This is a genomic window from Myxococcaceae bacterium JPH2 (assembly GCA_016458225.1).
In the GTDB taxonomy this organism is placed as follows: Bacteria; Myxococcota; Myxococcia; order Myxococcales; family Myxococcaceae; genus Citreicoccus.
Genome location: JAEMGR010000013.1, coordinates 152,408 through 170,216, shown reverse-complemented (window position 1 = coordinate 170,216; position 17,809 = coordinate 152,408). Strand labels below are relative to the sequence as shown.

Here is a 17,809-nt window from a genome sequence, read left to right as displayed (position 1 = left end):
GGTGCCCGCCGCTTAGCACGCGCGAGGGGCCGGGTGACAGTGTTCCGCGAAGCCGCAATGAAGGGCCTGGCAGGCTGCTTTGTCACGTCCGGGCCACTTGCCCCGCGCTTCTTCCTTGACCAGTGCCCGGACCGCGTTCGCAAGCCGCCGGGACGCCTCTTGCTCCCCCGCTGCCTGGGCCAGGAACTCCGGCTCGGGCCGCTGTTCCCCGAGGAACACCACTCCCGCGCGCACCTGCACGCCCTCGCGCACCAGGCCTCGCGCCGCCAGCGCCTGAGCCTCCAGCGCGTGCGCATACGACACCGCGCCCAAGGGATGCCGCCCGCCTGCCCTCAGCGCCACCACCACGGCCTCCCCCTCGGGGGACTCCCACAAGATGTCCACCTCTCCTTCCAACGCCACCCCATCCTCCAGGTGAGTCACGAAGGACAGGCCGCGGTGCACGCGAGCCGCAGGAGAGCCCCCCAGTCGTCGCGCGAAGTCCGTGCACAGGAAGCGCTCGGCCGTGCGCAGCGCTGCCTCCATGTCCTCCGAGTCCGGCGCGTGCCCCGCCTCGCGCCAGAGCGCTTCCAGGTGCGCCCTGCGATCCGCCGCGTCCGCGTCCGGACCGGAGGTCCTCACGAGGTCCACGTCGCGCAGCAGCCGCGCCACCTGGGCGTCCGACCCCATCGCGGGGAGCCACGCGTCTTCCTCCACGAGCGGAGACGCGGCCTGCGGTGACACTTCCCAGGGCAGCGGCGAGGCGGACAGCCCCACGCGGTGCACGTGGTGATAGCGACGCGGGCACGTGAGGAAGTCCTGCACTCCCGCGACGGTGGCCACCACGTCGCTCGCGTCCGCGAGGGTTTCGTCGAGCCCCGCCACGCGCAGCAGCGCGGCCTCCACTCGGGCTTCCGCGCGCGCCACGTCCTCGGGTCCGGGAGGCTCGGGCTCAAGGGGTGGAGGCAACGCATTGACGTCCACGTCCTCCACGAGCGCGCGCACCTCGACGTCGTCCGCCACGCGCGCGTCGAGCATGTGCCACCACGAGTCCTTGCCCGCGCGCGGCTCCTCGCCTCCAGACAGCACGAGCAGGTCCTTGGCGCGGGTGAGCGCCACGTAGAGGAGGCGGCGGTACTCGGCATCCTCGCGGGCCTTCAGTTCCTGGCGCACGGCTTCGAAGCGCTCGGAAGTGAACGTCTCCAGCGAGTCCGGCACCCAAGGGCGCAGCGCGAGCCCGTGCGAGCGCTCGAAGTGGGCTCGCGCCGTGGTGGTGCGCCGCCGTCCGCCCAGCGCGGGCACGACGACGATGGGCCACTCCAAGCCCTTGGCGCGGTGGATGGTGAGCAACTGCACCGCGCGCGGATCATCCGCGTCGAGCAGGTCCGCCTGTGCCTCCGTCGGGTCGGACTCGGCCAGCATGCGCAGCTCGCGCGCGAAGGCCACGCATCCGCCCGTGCCGCGCTCGTCGCGTCGTGCGGCCATGGCGAGCAGCTTGTCCACGTTGGCGCTGGCCTGCTCCGCGTAGGGCGAGCCCGCCAGCGCCTCGCGATAGCCTGTCTCTTCCAGCGCGACGTGCAGCAGCGCGCGAACGCCCAGGCGATCTCGCTCGCGACGCAGCGCGGGCAGCACGTCCAGGAAGCGCTCCAGGCGGACACGCTCGCGCGCGGGCAGTCGCCCCCGCACCTCGGCGTCTCGAAGGCCCGCGGACGCGAGCGACAGCGGCGCATCCCCCGCGAGGCGGAAGAGCGAGGCATCCGACAAACCCACGAGCGGTGAGCGCAGCACCGCGGCGAAGGCCAGCGAGTCCTCCGAGTCCGCCAGCAGCGCCAGCAGCGACGCGAGGTCCAACACCTCCTGTGCCCCGTAGAAGCCTCGCCCTCGCAGCACCCGGTGCGGAACGCCATGGCGAATGAGCGCCTGGCGATAGACCTCCAGGTGCGTGAACGTCCGGAAGAGCACCGCCACGTCGCCACCGCGCGCGGGACGTGGCCCCTCTCCGTCCTCGCGCGCCACCGTCGCGGGTGCTCCAGGCGCGAGCAGCAATCGGAGCCGTCGCGCCATCGCGTCCGCATCCGACTCGCGGACATCGAGCGAGGTCGCCGCCTCGGGGAGCATCAGCCGCTCCACCACGGGCGCCTCGTGCAGCGCGGGACGCACGGGAGACAGGTCGTCCTGCTCGGGGACGTACGTCACCTCGTAGGGACGTGGAGGCTCGTGACGCGAGACGAGCACGCCCGCGAACGCGCGGTTGAAGAACGACAGCAGGCCCGGCACCGAGCGCCGGTTGTGCTGGAGGAAGTCCTGCGCCCCGCCCTCCGCGACAATCTTCTTCGCCAACACGGTGAAGACAGACACGTCCGCGCCGCGGAACTCGTAGATGGATTGCTTGCGGTCACCCACCGCGCACAGGAACGCGGGCTCCAGCGGCAGCGAGGCCACCAGGTCAGCGTCCGGCGCCAGCTCGCGCGGCCCACCCTCGCGCTGCTCCGCGAGCAAGAGCACCAACTCCAACTGCAAGCGGTTGGTGTCCTGGAACTCGTCCACCAGCAGCGCGCCGAGGCGCTCTTGGACCTGCTGGCGAAACTCCGGGAAGTCTCTCAGCAGGTCGCGCGCCTTCACGAGCAGGGACGTGAAGTCGAAGACGTTGCGCCGCGCCATCTCCGCGTCGTGGCGCGTCTCCAGTCGACTGAGCAGCTCGCGGAACGTGGCCTCGAAGGGCGCCGAGCGCCACGCGGCGTAGGCATCCTCCAGGCGCCGCACCGAGCCGTCGCTCTTGCCCTTCACCTTCCAGAGCAGCTCCTTCACCAGCGCGCCCGCGCCCTTGCGCAGATGGGCGAGGTTGCGCGGCTCGGACAACAGCACCGAGCGCAGCAGCGGGAAGTGGCCCGGCTCCAGGAAGGTCTCGGGCGTCATTCCAGCCAGCGCGCGGTCGCACGCGGCCAGCAGCTGACTCCACTCGCCCTTCGCATCATGGGCGCGCGCCTCGCCGCAGAGTCGACGGCTGTCCTGGATGAGGACCTCCAACTGGGCACGGCCCTCGGCCGCGTCGCCCACTCGCGCGGCGGCCGCACGCAGGCCCTCCTCTCGCAGCGTCGCGTACACGGAGATGAGCGCGGCGACGAGCCCATCCGAGAACCCAGAGCCCGAGAAGCCCAGCTCCGAGCACAGCTCGCGCACCTGCGCGTCCTGCTCCTCCAGCGCGTCGAGCACCACGCGCTCCGCCACGTCCTGCACCAGCCCCGAGGCCTCGAGCGGATCCAACACCTCGAAGGCAGGATCGATGCCCACCGCGGGAGGCGCGCGACGCAGCATCTGTCCGCAGAGTGAGTGGAACGTGCCCACCGTGGCCGCGCTCAACTCCTCGCGCACCTGTCGCCACGCCTCCGTCGAAGGGAACGGACGCCCCAGCCGCTCCAACGACGCGCGCAGCACCGGCTCTGCTCCAGCGGGCGCGTCTCCTTGCGCCAAGGCATCCAGACGCTCTCGCACACGGCGACGCATCTCCGCCGCGGCCTTGTCCGTGAACGTGAGCATGCACAGCCGCGCGGGCCGCAGCGCCTCGCCTCCCGTCCGAGCGCCCGAGAACAGGTGCAGCGTCATGGTGACGAGGCTGTATGTCTTTCCGGCGCCGGCGCCGGCCAACAACGCGAGGTTGCGCTCCAGCGCGAGGGGCGAGGGCGTGTCGCTCATCCGCTCCCCTCCTCTGTCACGCGACGCTCGGTGATGCGGCACACCGCGCGGAAGCCGCAGGCGCCGCAGTCATTGGGCCGCGCGGGGAACTCACCCGCCCGCAGCGTGTTCACCAGTCCCTCGACCGCGTTGGGCAGGTTGAGTCCTCCCGAGCCCTTCACGCGCTCGCGCACCGCGGGGTCCTTCGACAACAAGTCTTCCAGTTCCTCGGGCGGAAGGACCTCGGTGAGGTGGATGCTGGCGCCCGTGCGCAGCGAGAACCACGCCGCGTCGCGCGCCCGCTCATGACCGCTCTCGCGCGCCGCATAGAGATAGAGCGGGAGCTGGAAGTCGGAGCGCAGCAGGTTCTCGCGCAGCGCGCGTTTGTCCAGTCGGCCCGACTTGTAGTCGATGACGCCGACCTCCGAGCCGCGCACGTCGAGCCGGTCGATCTTCCCCTCGAACACGATGGCGTCATTCGCGATGGGCAGCAGCACCTTGCTCCAGCGCTCGTCATCCGCCGTGGGTCCGAACTCGAGTTCGAAGCCCTCGGGCGACAGCGCCTCGAAGGGCAGGCCCCGGCGATCATCGGTGAGGATGCGCCGAGCCATCGCGCGCGCCCGCTCACGGGCCAGCTTCCACAGCTCCGGGTGCCCGACGTGGTGGAACTTCTCGAAGTGCGTCACGGCCGAGGCGAGCGCCGCGTCCAGCACCGCGTCGGGAATCTCCTCCGGTGGCTTGCCCAGCAGGTCCTGCTTCTTCAGCGCCTTGAACACCTCTTCCACCACGCGGTGCCAGAACGTGCCGCGCCCGCGCGCGTCGAACTCCTCGCCCGGCGCGTCGGGCTCGGCGACCTTGAGTCCGTACGTAAGGAAGCCTTGGAAGCCACAGTTGCCGAAGCGCGCGAGCGCCGACGCGGACAGCGGCCTCTCGAGGCCGAAGTGGAACGTCTCTCGCAGCTTCGCTCCCAGCTCGGGAGACTGGACGCCTCCGGTGAACTCGCCGGGCTCCGCATCGGGGTCTCCAAAGAAGCGCAGACGCGCCGCTTCCATGTGCGCCAGCTCGCGGGCGCTGCGGTACCAGCCCTCGGACTCGAAGCGATGGCGCAGCAGCGGGCCCGCCGGGTCGGGCTCCGTGACGCGCAGCTTGGGCCACGCCACCGCCTCCAGCGCCACGCACCGCCGCAGCTCCGTCGCGGTGAGCACTTCATCCAGCGGCGCGATGGGCGGCAGCGAACGCGGCGACCACTTGAGCCCCGTCAGTCGCCGCACTTCCTCCAGGAACGCGGAGGGCACCTGCTCCTGGCCCCCAGCCGCCTCCACCGCGTACGACAGGCTCAGCCCTTCCGCCGCCGACGAGAGCGCGCTGGCGAACAGCAGCCGGTCCTCCGCGAGACGCCACGCCGCGCGGTCCTCGAACTCTCCGCCGGTGAGGCGGAACACGTCGCGGCCCAGGTGCTGATTGAGGGCGATGCGCTCCGCGTCCGCGAGCAGCGGCGAGGCCGCCTCGCGCCCGGGGAAGCGCCCCTCGGTGAGGCCCGCCAGGAACAGGTGTCGGAACGTGCGCCCCGGGACCTCGCGTGCGTCAAGCACCTCCACCGCGCCCGTCGTCGGGCCTCGCGCGGGCAGGTGGAGATCCGCGAGCGCATCCGTCAGCCATCGACCGAACGTGCGCCGCCGCAGCTTCGGACCGCCGCCCACCGCGCGCAGCGAGCGCCGCAGCTCGTCCACGCTGTGGCGAAGCCCCCGCCGTGCCGCCTCGTCGCGGGCCCGAGCATCCACCGCGCGCACGCCCAGCTCGCCCTCCTCGCGAGGCTCCAGCGGCCCCTCCGAGTCGAGCAGCCCCAACCGCTCCACCACCGACCACCACGCGTTCAGCAGCTCCTCGGCGCTGCCCTCCTCGGGGATGCGGCGACACTGTTGGAACAAGAGCAGACACCGCTCGCGCAGCACCTGCACCGCGTGCACGCGGGCACTGTCTTCCTTGCGACGCGCCCCGGACAGCGCGAGCAATCGCCGCGCGAGTCCATCCAGGCGCACGTCATACGCGCCGCGCCCACGCATCGCGCCGAGGCGATCATCCCGCACCGCGGCCAACGCGAAAAGCGAGGCCGGAGCCTCGGGGCCTCCGCGCGACAGCGTGGGTGCGTAACGGCTGCTCACCAGCTCCGCGACGCGCTCGGCGGGGAAGCGGTCCTCCACCAACTGCGGCAGGCCCAGCGCCAGGCGCACCGGCCCCGCGAGCGCGAGCCGCTCACCCCACGGCAGCCGCACCGGCACACCCAGCTCGCCCAGTGCCTCCGCGAGCCAGCCCGCCTCCGGCCCCAACTCGCGATACGCCACCGCGATGTCTCCGGGCGACGTGCCGTCGGACACCAGGCGCCGCACGTCTCGCGCGAGCAGGCGCGCCTCGTCCCGCGCGGTGGCGGCGCTCCACAACCTCGGCCCGGGCTCGGCGCCCTTCAGGACATCGCGCGGCGCTCGCGGTGAGAAGAGATGCCGTCCCAGGTCGGTGAAGGGGCGGCCCTCGAAGGTGACGTCCGCCTTGAAGAGGTCCACGTGGGGCATGGTCTCGCCCCGGCTCTCGAAGGCGCGGAAGAGCGCGGCGAGCGCGGCGTCCGCCACCGGCGAACCTCCCACCGGCGTCTCCACCCGCAGCGCCACGCGCCGCGCTTCACATGCAGCCGCCAACCCCAGCAGCAGCTCCAGACCCGAGGGCCGCACATCGTAGACGCCATGCAGGACGACCGTGCTCACGTCCTCCCAGGCCGCGGGCCAGGTGCCTCGGTCCAACGCCTCGCGCGCGCCCCGCACGACGTCCTCGCGGTCCGCCAGTCCCAGCACCGCGAGGCGCTGCTCGTAGAGGAAGAACAGCCGCGCCAGCACCCGCACCCGCGGACGGCGTTCGGGAGGCAGCGCCTCGGCCGCGTCTTGCAGCTCGCGCGGTGACAGGCGGCCCGCCTTCAGGTCCAGCAAGGCGTCCAAGGCAGCGCGCGCGAAGCCGGGCTCGCGCACGAAGTCGCCGTACGGTGTGGCGCCGAGGCTCGGCCCCAGCGTGGCCACCACCGTCCGCGCGGTCAGCGCCGAGCAGGGCCGCCGATTCAACTCCCGCGCCCCACCCAACGCCTGCACGAACGCATCCCAGGTGAGCAGGTGTGTCCCCACCGAGACGCCCCGGCCCTGTCGCTCGGCGCGCAGCGCGGCCTGACGCCGGCCAGCGTCGGGGAACACATGAAGCGTGCGGCCAGGGGCGGACATGCGGGGGGCGGAGTGTAGAACGGGGGCGCGGCGGGGTTTCATGCTCGATTCGACGGCCGCTCGCCACTGTGCTCTATCGGCGGCCCGCCCACCCTCCCCCCGCGGAGGGAGGCGGCCACGAGATTCCAGGATTCCTCGGCAGGACACCTCCCGACCTGGACGCTGACCGTGCCTATGCTCGCAACCGTGCGGCCCTCCCCTCGCTCCCTCGCCCTCGTTGCCCTGCTGATGCTGGTGTCCGGCGTCCCCGCCCGGGCCCAGTCCGAGCAGGCCTCCGCACCGCCCCATGCGCTGCGCTTCGACTGGACGCGGGATGGACTGCTCACCGGTGTCCCCGCCGTGCTCTGGCTCACGAGCGAGACGCTGCTCAAGGACGAGCTGGCGCCCGCGCACTGCCGCTGGTGCGACCGAGCCCCCGATGGCCGCGACACGCTCAACCGATTGGACCGATGGGGACGCGGGCTCGCCGGTGACACGCCGGACGCGCGACGGCGCGCGGACACGTGGAGCAACGCCGTGGGCTTCGCGGGCGTACCGCTCGCCATGTTCGGCCTGAAGTACGCGGTGGGCGCCAGCGGCCCGGACTCCGGCGCGCGCTTCGCGCAGGACGCGACCATCATGCTGGAGAGCGCGATGCTCGGCTCCGTGTTCAACCAGGCGGTGAAGTTCGCCGCGGGACGCGAGCGGCCCTTCGTGCACGTCCTGCCCGAGCCGGACAAGCGCCTCACCGCGCACCCCAACGACAACAACCTGTCTTTCTACAGTGGACACACGCAGCTCGCGTTCTCGCTGGTCGTCTCCGCGGGCACCGTGGCCGCGCTGCGCGGCGACCCACATCAAGCCTGGCTGTGGGGCATCGGCCTGCCTCTGGCCACGTCCGTGGGATTGCTGCGCATGGCCGCGGACAAGCACTACCTCACCGATGTCGTCACGGGCGCGGTCCTCGGCTCGGCGTTCGGCGCGGCGGTACCCCTCCTGCTGCATGGTCGGACGGACGACGCGACGCCTTCGTCGGGCCCACACTTGAGCCTGTCCGTGGGCCCGCGCGACGTGGGCCTGTCCGGGAGTTTCTGATGCCCACCGGGTGATACAGACCCCGCCCGTGGCCGGCGGCGCACCGCCTCGATGCGATGGTATGCATACCGGAATTCCCCGGGCAGAGCGCGGACCCGTTGAATCAATTCCCCTCCGGAATTCCAGCCTGCCGCGTCAGGAGCCACATCATGCAGTCTTTCTCCCGTCGTCATCGCCGGAGCCCCTGGCTCGCGCGCTGGCCCGCGCTCATCCTCTCGGGGCTCGCTTCCGTGTGGATGTCTTGCGCCCCCACCGAGCCATCGCCATCCCAGCCTGAGCCCACCGCCCCGGCCCAAGCCTCACAGGAGCTGGTCACCTGGACGTTGGGCGCTCGCTACAACGCGGACCAGACCAAGATTGATTTTCGCGTGTACTCGCTGAACGCCACGGACATCGAGCTGTGGCTCTACGCCATGCCGCAGGGTGCCGCCGAGGTCGTGAAGTATTCCATGACGCCCAACGCCACCACGCATGTGTGGAGTCTGAGCGTCGACGTCAGCGCGGTGAAGGCAGCGGGAATCACTGGCACCGTCTATTACGGGTTCCGAGCCTGGGGTCCCAACTGGCCGCACGTCGCGGGCTGGTCCAAGACGAACCGCACCGCGGGCTTCATCTCGGATGTGGACACCAATGGCAACCGCTTCAATCCCAACAAGCTGCTGTGGGACCCGTACGCGCTGGAACTGAGCCACGACCCCGTGAACCCACTCAACGCGGACGCGACGGTGTTCGCCTCGGGCCCGACGCACCGCTACAAGGACAGCGGCACGGTGGCGCCCAAGGGCCTGGTGCTGTTGCCAGACACCACGTCCATTGGCACCAAGCCCACGCGCGCGTTCAAGGACGACGTCATCTATGAAGTCCACCTGCGCGGGCTGACGAAGCAGGACACGGCCTCTGGCCTGGATGCCAACTGCCTGGGCACGTACAAGACCGCGGGCCAGAAGGCGCTCGCGCTGTCTCAGCTCGGCGTCACCGCGGTGGAGTTCCTCCCGCTCCAGGAGACGGACAACGACAACAACGACACGGCGCCCACCACCACGGCGGGAGACAACTACTGGGGCTACATGACCCTGAACTACTTCGCGCCGGACCGCCGCTATGCGTGTGACAAGAGCGCGGGCGGCCCCACGCGCGAGTTCAAGGCCATGGTCAACGCCTTCCACGCCGTGGGCATCAAGGTGCTGGTGGACGTCGTCTACAACCACACCGGCGAGGGCGGCGCGTGGGTGAGCAATGACTCGAGCACGTTCAACGTGATGTCTTTCCGTGGCCTGGACAACCCCACGTACTACAGCCTCACCGCGGACAAGCAGCTGAGCTGGGACAACACCGGCGTGGGTGGCAATTACAACACGTACAACACGGTGGCCCAGGACGTCATCATCCACTCCCTCGCGTACTGGAAGGACACGCTCGGCGTGGATGGCTTCCGGTTCGACCTCGCCTCCGTGCTGGGCAACACCTGCGAGCATGGCTGTTTCAACTACAACCGGGACAACGCGGGCACGGCGCTCAATCACATCATCAGCGCGCTCGCGCCCCGGCCGGACGCAGGAGGCGCCGGCACGGACTTCATCGCCGAGCCCTGGGCCATCGGCGGCAACTCCTATCAAGTGGGCAACTTCCCCGCGGGATGGAAGGAGTGGAATGGCATGTTCCGAGACGCCTTCCGCGAGGACCAGAACCAGCTCGGCGTGGTGTCCGTGACGACGGGCACGCTGGCCACGCGCTTCACGGGCTCGTCGGACCTGTTCGGGGATGACGGCCGCAAGCCATTGAACTCGGTGAACTTCATGGTGGCCCACGACGGCTTCACCCTGAAGGACCTCTATTCCTGCAACAGCAAGAACAACACCCTGGCGTGGCCCTATGGCCCCTCCGACGGCGGCGAGGACACCAACCACAGCTGGGACCAGGGCGGCACCGCGTCGCTCCAGCGGCAGGCCGCGCGCAATGGCGTGGCGTTCCTGATGCTCAGCGCGGGCGTGCCCATGCTCACGGGTGGAGACGAGTTCCTCCGCTCGGTCAACTGCAACAACAACGCATACAACCTGGACTCGCCCGGGAACTGGCTGAACTACGCCTGGAACACGGACCAGACCAACTTCCGCCTCTACACCAAGAACCTCATCGCGTTCCGCAACGCGCATCCGTCGCTGCGCCCGGCGGGCTTCTACAGCGCCGTGGACGGCAACCCCGCCGTCAACGTGATGGAGCAGCACCGCTGGTTCAAGCCGGATGGCACCGTGCCCAACTCCACCTACTTCGACGACCCGTCGAACCACGCGATTGCCTTCCGCGTCGACGCCACCGAGTTCTCCGGCGAGACGGTGAAAGCCATCTACGTGGCCTATAACGGCTGGTCTGGCAGCGTGACCTTCACGCTGCCCTGGCCCGGCACCGGCAACAGCTGGTACCGCGTCACCGACACCTGTTCGTGGAACGAGGGCGCCAACCAGGTCCGCCTCTCGCCGACCATCACCGACAAGATTGGCGGCGAGTACACGACGTATGACGTGTGCGGCCGCGGCCTCATCGTGCTCGTGGCCCAGGCGTCGTGACGTGACGTCCCTCTCGGGGCCGGGCTCTCACGACCCAGGCCCCGGGAGTCTGTTTCACCTCGGCGCACTCGGGCTCGTTGATTTCCCGTGGGTGTCATGTGACACGCCACGCGAGACATCCCAGACATCGGTCAAAACCTTTCTTGACGTGGATGTCTTGAATCGCCACCCTGCCCGCGACTCAAGCCTTCCCAAGACTGACAGGACACCCAGTCAAGACCGACCCTCCGCCGAGGGCCGGAGAGGCGAGAGCCATGACCCCACAAGGAGCCCCATGAACCCAACGCGTCTGCTTGGACTCACGTGTCTCACCGCGTCGCTGCTGTCGGGCTGCTCGAATGAAACTCCGACGGCGGGCGCGCCGGCTGCCCGCGCCACAAAGACAGACATGCCGACCCAGATCGCGCGCGCCCTCGACGACGCCCCGGTCATCGACGCGGCGGCGCTCGGGGACGGCTACACCGGCGAGGCCTACAGCGCCGGCGTGTCCGCCACTGGAGGTCAGTCGCCCTACACCTGGGCCGTGGTGGCGGGTGCGCTGCCCGCGGGCCTGACGTTGGATGCGAGCACGGGCGCGCTGTCCGGCACGCCGTCCGCCTCGGGCACCGCCACGTTCACGGTGTCCGTGACGGATGCGGTCAGCGCGGAGTCCACCCAGGCGTTCTCGCTCTCGGTCTACGCCCCGCCGAGCCTCGACACGACGACGCTCACGCGGGCCACCGAGGGTGTCACGTACCGTCGGGCGCCGGGCGTCTCGGAGTCGCTCGTCGCCTCCGCGGGCAAGGCGCCGCTGCACCTGAGCGCCACGGGCCTGCCCACGGGTCTGTCCCTGGATGGAGACACGGGCGAGCTGTCGGGCATCCCCACTCCGGGCGCGGCGGGCGTGCATGCCGTGGACGTGGACGTGGTGGATGCCAATGGGCACGCGGCGCATGGCGCCCTGTCGCTGGAGGTCGTGGCGCCTCAGCCTCAAGCCTCGATGGGCGCGCTGGGCGTCGAGCCCGAGGGCAGCCCCATCACGGACGCCCTGACCGTGTTCGTCCTGGGAGAGAACAACCAGCCCCGCGCGAACGTGGGCGTGCGCGTGCGCAAGAACGGCGCGGAGTACACGCCTGCGCGCGAGGCGCTCACCGATGCGCAGGGCCGCGTGTACTTCACCGGGCTGGGCCTCGACGGCGTGACGGACACGGTGGACATCACCGCCAACGGCAGCAATCTCTTCAACGTCACGCTGGCGCAGGTGAACGCATCGCGCGTGACGCTGGTCGCCCCGACGTATCCCGTGCCGCTGCGGCGCGCCTCGCCCGCCGCCACGTGGGACACCACCGCCGCACGCTTCATCGTCACCGGCGGACGCAACAGCACGCCGGGCATGCCGACGGGCTGTCTCAACGACACCGTGGCGCTGGGCACTCCGGCGACCCCAGCTTGGGAGGAGTGGGCTCCGCCTGGCATGACGGGCACGGCCACGCCGTCCGCGCGCGTGGCCTCGGCGTTCCAGTTCAAGGGCAGTGGGCTCAGCGTCCTCTTCGGCGGGGAGAGCTGCTCGGGCGCGAAGCTCTCGGACACGTGGCAGTTCTCGTCCGCCACGCACACGTGGCAGCAGATTGGAGCGCCCGGCCCCACCGCGCGCTCCGGCGCCGCCATCGCGCCCTCCCCTGTCGCGGGCGGCATCCTGCTGTTCGGCGGGACGACGGGCACGGGCTCGCAGAGCGCGCTCCTGGTCAACAACGAGCTTTGGACCTTCGTGGGAGGCTGGGGCAAGTTGACCCCCACCGGAACGCTCCCCACCGCCCGCGCGTTCGCCGCGGCCGCGCTCGACACGAGCACCAACCTCATGTGGATGTGCGGCGGAGCCAGCGGCACGCCGTTCGGCGGCGCGGACCAGACGTCATGCTCCACGTACAACCGCACCACCAACGCGTGGGCCGGCGCGCCCGCCATGCCCGTGGGGCGTCGCGGACACGGCATGGCCTACCGTCCCGGGGACGGCTTGTATGTCTTTGGCGGAACCGCCAGCGGCACCGCGCGCAATGACCTCATCCGCTTCCGCATGGGCACCTGGAGCACCGTGACAGCGCAAGGCGCGGCGGGCAGTCCTCCCGCGGGCGGCAAGAACCTCGCGTATGACCCTGTCACCGGCAACCTCGTGCTCGTCACCAGCGCGGGTGACGTGTGGACGTTCGATGGCACGACGTGGGCACAGCGGTCCTCCGCCACGGCAGGAACCGTCACCTTGTCCGGCACGCTGTCGGGCGGCGCGGCGACGGGCAGCGCCACGGTCTGGGTCGTCGGCGCGAATGGCTTCTCGCTCACGACCTTCGCCGTGGCCATGACGGGCGGCACCGCCACGTACTCGCTCTCGGGGATTCCGGCGGGCGTGCCGCTGTCTGTGTATGCGTACCATGTGTCGAGCGGCAACCTGTACTCGCACAAGGACATGGGCAGCGTGGGGCCGCTGAGCAGCGACACCTCGCTCGACATCGCGTTCGACCCGGGCCCGCTCACCACGACCACCTCCACGGGTGACGTGGCCTTCCCGCTCGACTGGGCCGGCACGTCCAACGGACTCATCACCCGCGCGGTGCGCACGCAGCCCGGCTTCCCGGTCCAGCCCATTGGACAGTCGGTGGCGGTCGCGGGAGCCACGACTGCCTTCAGCGCGGAGTACCTCCCGGCCATCGCCCCCGCGGCCCAGGCCCTTCAGGCCGAGGCCGACAACACCCGCCCCGCCCTGTGCGAGACGCTGACCGCCTGGAACTACGCCCCCACCGCGGGCAGCGTGGGAATGCTCGCGCTGCCGGACGGCGTGCGCAGCCTGTCTCCGGGAGTGAGCGAGTGTGACACCGCCTCGGCCCCCACCGCGCTGGAGGGCAGCTACCAGTACACCGCGCCCGCGGGCACCGGGCTTGTCTCCGTGCTGCGCGGCGCACGCGGCATGACGTGGGATTGGAAGTACGTGGGCCCGTCGCAGGCCGGCGTGCGCACCTTCGCGTTCCCGCTGCCGAGCACGCTCGCGCCCAGCCGTCCTTCTCCGAGCGGACAGGCCACGGCGTACGAGGTGACGGCCTACGTCTTCGCGCCGGGCTCGGGCTTCCAGTACCCGAGTTTCGAGTCGGCCACGCTGCGTCCGTCCGGCATCGCGCGGGCTCGCGCGCGCGGCTTCGTGCGGCAGTAGCGAGAGGCGCAGGCGGCGGCGTGCCCGGGGCTCACAGCCCGAGCGGCGCGCCGTCGCCCTCCGCGCGCAGGGGCGGCAGCATGGACATGTCCCAGCGGCGCGGCGGCTCCCACGTCACGGCGCCCGAGGTCCCCCAGCCCGCGCGCACCACCTCGCGCCCCTCGAACTCCATCCAGAAGAGCGACTCGTCCGGGCGCGAGGCTTGATCCAGACACGCCACGCGCGTCGCCCCGGAGCGCCCATGTCCCTCCAGCGTCATCGCGAAGGCCTTGTGCGAGTGGCCACACAACACCCACCGCGGCTCCAGCGTGTCCACCACCCGCCGCGTCACCGGATTGCCAATCCAATACGAAGGCAGCGGCCGAGGCGGATCCGGGTGCTCATCGCGCGCCCGCTGCACGATGCCTCGAGGCCATTCGTGGACGAGCAGCACATCCACGTCACGGGCCAAAAGCAGGCGCTCCACCTCGGCCTCGCGGAAGTAGCCCGCCTGCTTCGCCGTATCCAGGGACGAGGGCCGCTTGAGCGGCTGGGAATAGAAGCGCGGTGCGTGAATGCCAGACAGGTACGCCACCCGCAGGCCCCGGAGTTCGCGCAGGCCGGAGCGCCCCAGATAATGCACCCCGGGCGCCAGCTCGCCGCCGTCCTGCACATCGTGCAGGGCCTCGAAGTCCTCGTTGTTGCCGCCAATGAAATACAGCGGACGATTCACCCGGCGCACGCCATCCGCGTACTCGGCGAACTCCGCCGGCATGGCGCGCTTGGCGGCCTTGCGCCGGTGGTCATCCGCGCGCCGGAACGCCTCCACGTCGCCCACCGCGAGCACCAGGTCCACGTCCCTGCCTCGCGCCTGCGCCAGCGCGTCCAACCACGCCTCCACGCGATGGAAGCGGCCATGGATGTCGCCCAGCCCGGCGACCAGGAGAGAGCCCTGCGGCATGTTGGCGCGAAGGGTGCGCACAATGGCCCCACCCTGTCGAGCAGCCTTTGCACCCGAGCGCCACTGGCGGACAGAACTTCGTCCGCCGTGGCCCCAAGGGTTCAGTCACAGCCCAGCGGGTAGGTGATCTCGATCATCGCCCCAGGCGCGGGCGCGGTCGCCGCATCGAAGACAACAGTGTTCGTGGCCGCGTCGTAGATCCACCCACCGGTCTGCACCACACCGTCCACCTTGACGACAATCTTCGAGGTGTCCGCGGGCTTGGCGGACAGCGGGAAGTTCCGGTTGGGACCGAAGGCGCTGAGCGACAGCTTCTCCAGCGAGGTGGCCCAGTCCGGCGTGCAGATACTGTCCACCACGCCACCCAGGGCCTGGGCCAGCGCCGTGTAGCGGCTGCCCGAGCTGCTCGCCGTGGGGCACGTGGTCAGGTCCGGCGGGCCGACGATGGCATTGAAGCTGACACGCGACTTGTCCTGCCCTTTGAGCGACAGGAAATAGTTCTCGTAGAAGGAGACCGGCTGCGAGCTGAAGTCCTCCTCGTCCGACAGGGCGATGATGGCCAGCTTGGCGTCGTCGCGCAGGAAGCCCGCGTTGCCATCGTGCAAGAGCGGCGTGCGCACGTCGTCCTCGCTGCTGAGCAGCGGCTCGGAGAGCGCGCGGTACGCGGCATCCAGGCCCTGCTCATTCCAATGACACACACCCACCTTCGTGTTGTTGGCGAAGACCGCCGCCGCGTTGGGCGTGCTGGGGGTGATGACGCGCGGGCTGGAGCCATCCGCGGGGAAGAGCCGGCCATTCTCACCGCCCTGCGCGCCACCCGGGCACTCGGACCAACCGCCGGGCGATGGATCCAAGCCCGTGGTGGTGACGCCGATGCGGAAGTCCACGTTGGCCTTGCTGGCCGCGCTGAGGAACGCCGCGAAGTTCTGCCCCAGGCTCTGCTGCTCCTCCATCATCGAGCCCGAGTTGTCGACGACGAAGAGCACGTCGACCTTCGCCTCGGACTCCTGGAAGAAGACGTCCGTCTGCTCGGCCTTCGTCACGCCCCGACCCACGAGCCCCGCCGTGTAGACCTGCCCATCTGGCAGCGTGAAGCGCAGCGCCGCCGCGTCGTCTCCGTCGTCCACGGGCTCATACACGCCCGTCATCCGGAGCTTCGCGCCCGGCGCAATCTCCAAGGGGAGGCCCGGCACGCCCTTCACCTCGAACTCGGAGCCCACCTGCTCCAACCCCAGCCGCGAGACGGACACCGGGCCCGAGCACTGGTTGATGGCCACCACGTCCCGCGTGCGCGGGCCGCACGACAGCTTCGCCGTGCCGAAGTCCACCGTGGAGGGCTGCACCGAGAAGCACCCCTTCACACCCTTGCCGACGAGCGTCACCAGCGGGTGGCCCAGCGTCGGATGGTTGAGCCACGCCTCCGCCATGCCCGTGAAGTCGCCCTCCTCGTCTGGCTTGAAGCGCACCACCAACGTCGCCTTCTGCCCCGGCGAGAGCACGCCGTTCTCCACCGAGTCCGCGCTGAAGGCCACGTCCGACCCCGAGGCCAGCGCCATGGAGGCCACGTAGCAGCGCTCCGTGCCCGTGTTGCGCAGCGTCACCCCCAGCGCCACCTCCGTGCCCACCTGCACTCCACCGAAGTCCAGCGTGGACGGCACCGCGAACACGCAGGGCGAGAACGCCTGCCCCTCGCCCAGCAGCGCCACGCCCTGGGTGGAGGACGCGGAGCCATGGCGCACGGTGACGCCCAGTTGCCCCGCGCTCCCTCCCGTGGCGCTCGGCCGAGGGCTGAAGGTGATGCCCACCTTGAGCGACTGCCCGGACGCGATGGGGGTGCTCGCCGGAGGCTGCGCCAGCGTGAAGTAGCCGCCCTGCTGCGTGGCGACGGCGAGGTTGCTCAAGAGCACCTCGTCGCGGCAGTGATTGAGCACCTCCACCTGCCGCGTGGCCGTCATGCCGGTCGCCACCAGGCCAAAGTCCAGGCGCTCCGGCAGCACCGCGACGCACGAGCCCCCACCCTCGCCCGTCAGCGACACCTTGGGGCCCGGCGTGGTGGTGCCCGCCTTGCCCACGTCCAGCAACACCCGCCCCGCGCCCGCCGCCCCCGGAGCCAGCGGCGTGAAGGCCACGCGCACCTCCACCGAGCCACCCGCCGGCAGCAGGTTCCCCGGCAGCGACGGCGCGCTCACCACCCGATAGACACCGCCCGGGTCGTCCACCAGCGAGGCGCCCGTGTAGCGCAGGGGCTCCGTGCCCTGATTGCGCACGGTGATGCGCTCCTCCGCCGTGGAGCCCACCGCCACGCGCCCGAAGTCGACGTGCAGCGGCGTCACCTCCAGGAGGCTCGCCACCCCCGTGCCCTTGAGAGGCACCACCGCCGGCTCACACCCGGAGCACACCGTCACGCGCAGCTCCGCCTCCGCCGAGCCCAGCCGCGTGGGCTCGAAGGACAGCGTCACCTGCCGCGACTCTCCCGGCGACAGCATCGCGGGCAGCCCCGGCCCCACGGAGAACTCGTCCGCGTCCGCCCCGGCCAGCGCCAGCTCCAGCGGGCTGTCCACCGCCGAGGTGTTGCGCAGCGTCAAGGGCAGCGTCTCCACCTGCCCCAACCCCACGTTGCCGAAATCGAGCGGCGCCTCGGGAACCTCCAGGGTCGCCTTCACGCCGCGCCCCGACACCGGCACCGTCGCGCTGGCCTCGCCGTCCGCATCGGTGAGGAACTGCACCTGCCCCTGTACATCGCCCTCCACGTCGGGCGTGAAGCGCACCTCCACCTCTTGCTCCGCGCCGGCCGACAGCGTGAAGGGCTCGAACGCCGGCACCTGCACGTGCGCCACATTGGAGGTCGCGCCCTCCACCCGGTACGGCGCGCGCCCACCATTGGTGAGCCGCAGCTTCAACGTCTTCGTGCGGCCCACCGCCGCGGCCCCGAACTCAAGTGACTCCGGCCGGGCCTCGAATGCAGTCCGCGCAGAATGTGAGGACGGTCGTCCACACGCCATGCACGCCGCCACCACCGCCACCCACGCCCACACCCGAGGTCCTCGCATACGGTGCCGTCCTCCCCACAGACGCCGGGAAGCCCCCACTCGTGCGGCACGTCCCGGCTAGGCCGGACGTCTGCAACCCGGATGCCCGCTGGCTC

General features: G+C 70.8%; 7 protein-coding genes. 3 read left to right on the top strand and 4 right to left on the bottom strand.

Annotated features, from left to right (window positions below):
* Positions 1 to 12: 12 nt before the first annotated feature.
* Both JGU66_21075 and JGU66_21070 read right to left on the bottom strand, forming a co-directional pair.
* Complete coding sequence (locus tag JGU66_21075) at positions 13 to 3,672, bottom strand: UvrD-helicase domain-containing protein (GenBank protein ID MBJ6763269.1); 3,660 nt, start codon at positions 3,670 to 3,672, stop codon at positions 13 to 15.
* Entirely contained in the window at positions 3,669 to 6,908 is a 3,240-nt protein-coding gene (locus JGU66_21070; protein ID MBJ6763268.1) for a PD-(D/E)XK nuclease family protein, read from the bottom strand. The genes JGU66_21075 and JGU66_21070 overlap by 4 nt, the downstream gene beginning before the upstream one ends.
* 174 nt (positions 6,909 to 7,082) lie before the next feature.
* Here JGU66_21070 and JGU66_21065 point away from each other — a divergent pair, with 174 nt between their 5' ends.
* From JGU66_21065 to JGU66_21055, 3 genes are all read left to right on the top strand, one after another.
* Complete coding sequence (locus JGU66_21065) at positions 7,083 to 7,982, top strand: phosphatase PAP2 family protein (protein ID MBJ6763267.1); 900 nt, start codon at positions 7,083 to 7,085, stop codon at positions 7,980 to 7,982.
* Positions 7,983 to 8,131: 149 nt separating this feature from the next.
* Positions 8,132 to 10,546, top strand: a complete 2,415-nt coding sequence (locus tag JGU66_21060; GenBank protein MBJ6763266.1) for a glycogen-debranching protein — start codon at positions 8,132 to 8,134, stop codon at positions 10,544 to 10,546.
* 388 nt (positions 10,547 to 10,934) lie between these two features.
* A complete protein-coding gene (locus JGU66_21055; protein MBJ6763265.1) occupies positions 10,935 to 13,724 on the top strand; it encodes a putative Ig domain-containing protein in 2,790 nt (929 codons plus the stop codon).
* 31 nt (positions 13,725 to 13,755) lie between these two features.
* On the opposite strand, the gene JGU66_21050 is transcribed toward JGU66_21055, so the two are convergent.
* Both JGU66_21050 and JGU66_21045 read right to left on the bottom strand, forming a co-directional pair.
* Positions 13,756 to 14,664 carry a metallophosphoesterase gene (locus JGU66_21050; protein ID MBJ6763264.1) on the bottom strand — a complete coding sequence of 303 codons (909 nt, stop codon included), beginning with the start codon at positions 14,662 to 14,664 and terminating at the stop codon, positions 13,756 to 13,758.
* Between the two features lie 101 nt (positions 14,665 to 14,765).
* Positions 14,766 to 17,714, bottom strand: coding sequence for a choice-of-anchor D domain-containing protein (locus JGU66_21045; GenBank protein ID MBJ6763263.1), 2,949 nt, complete (start codon positions 17,712 to 17,714; stop codon positions 14,766 to 14,768).
* Between the last annotated feature and the right edge of the window lie 95 nt (positions 17,715 to 17,809).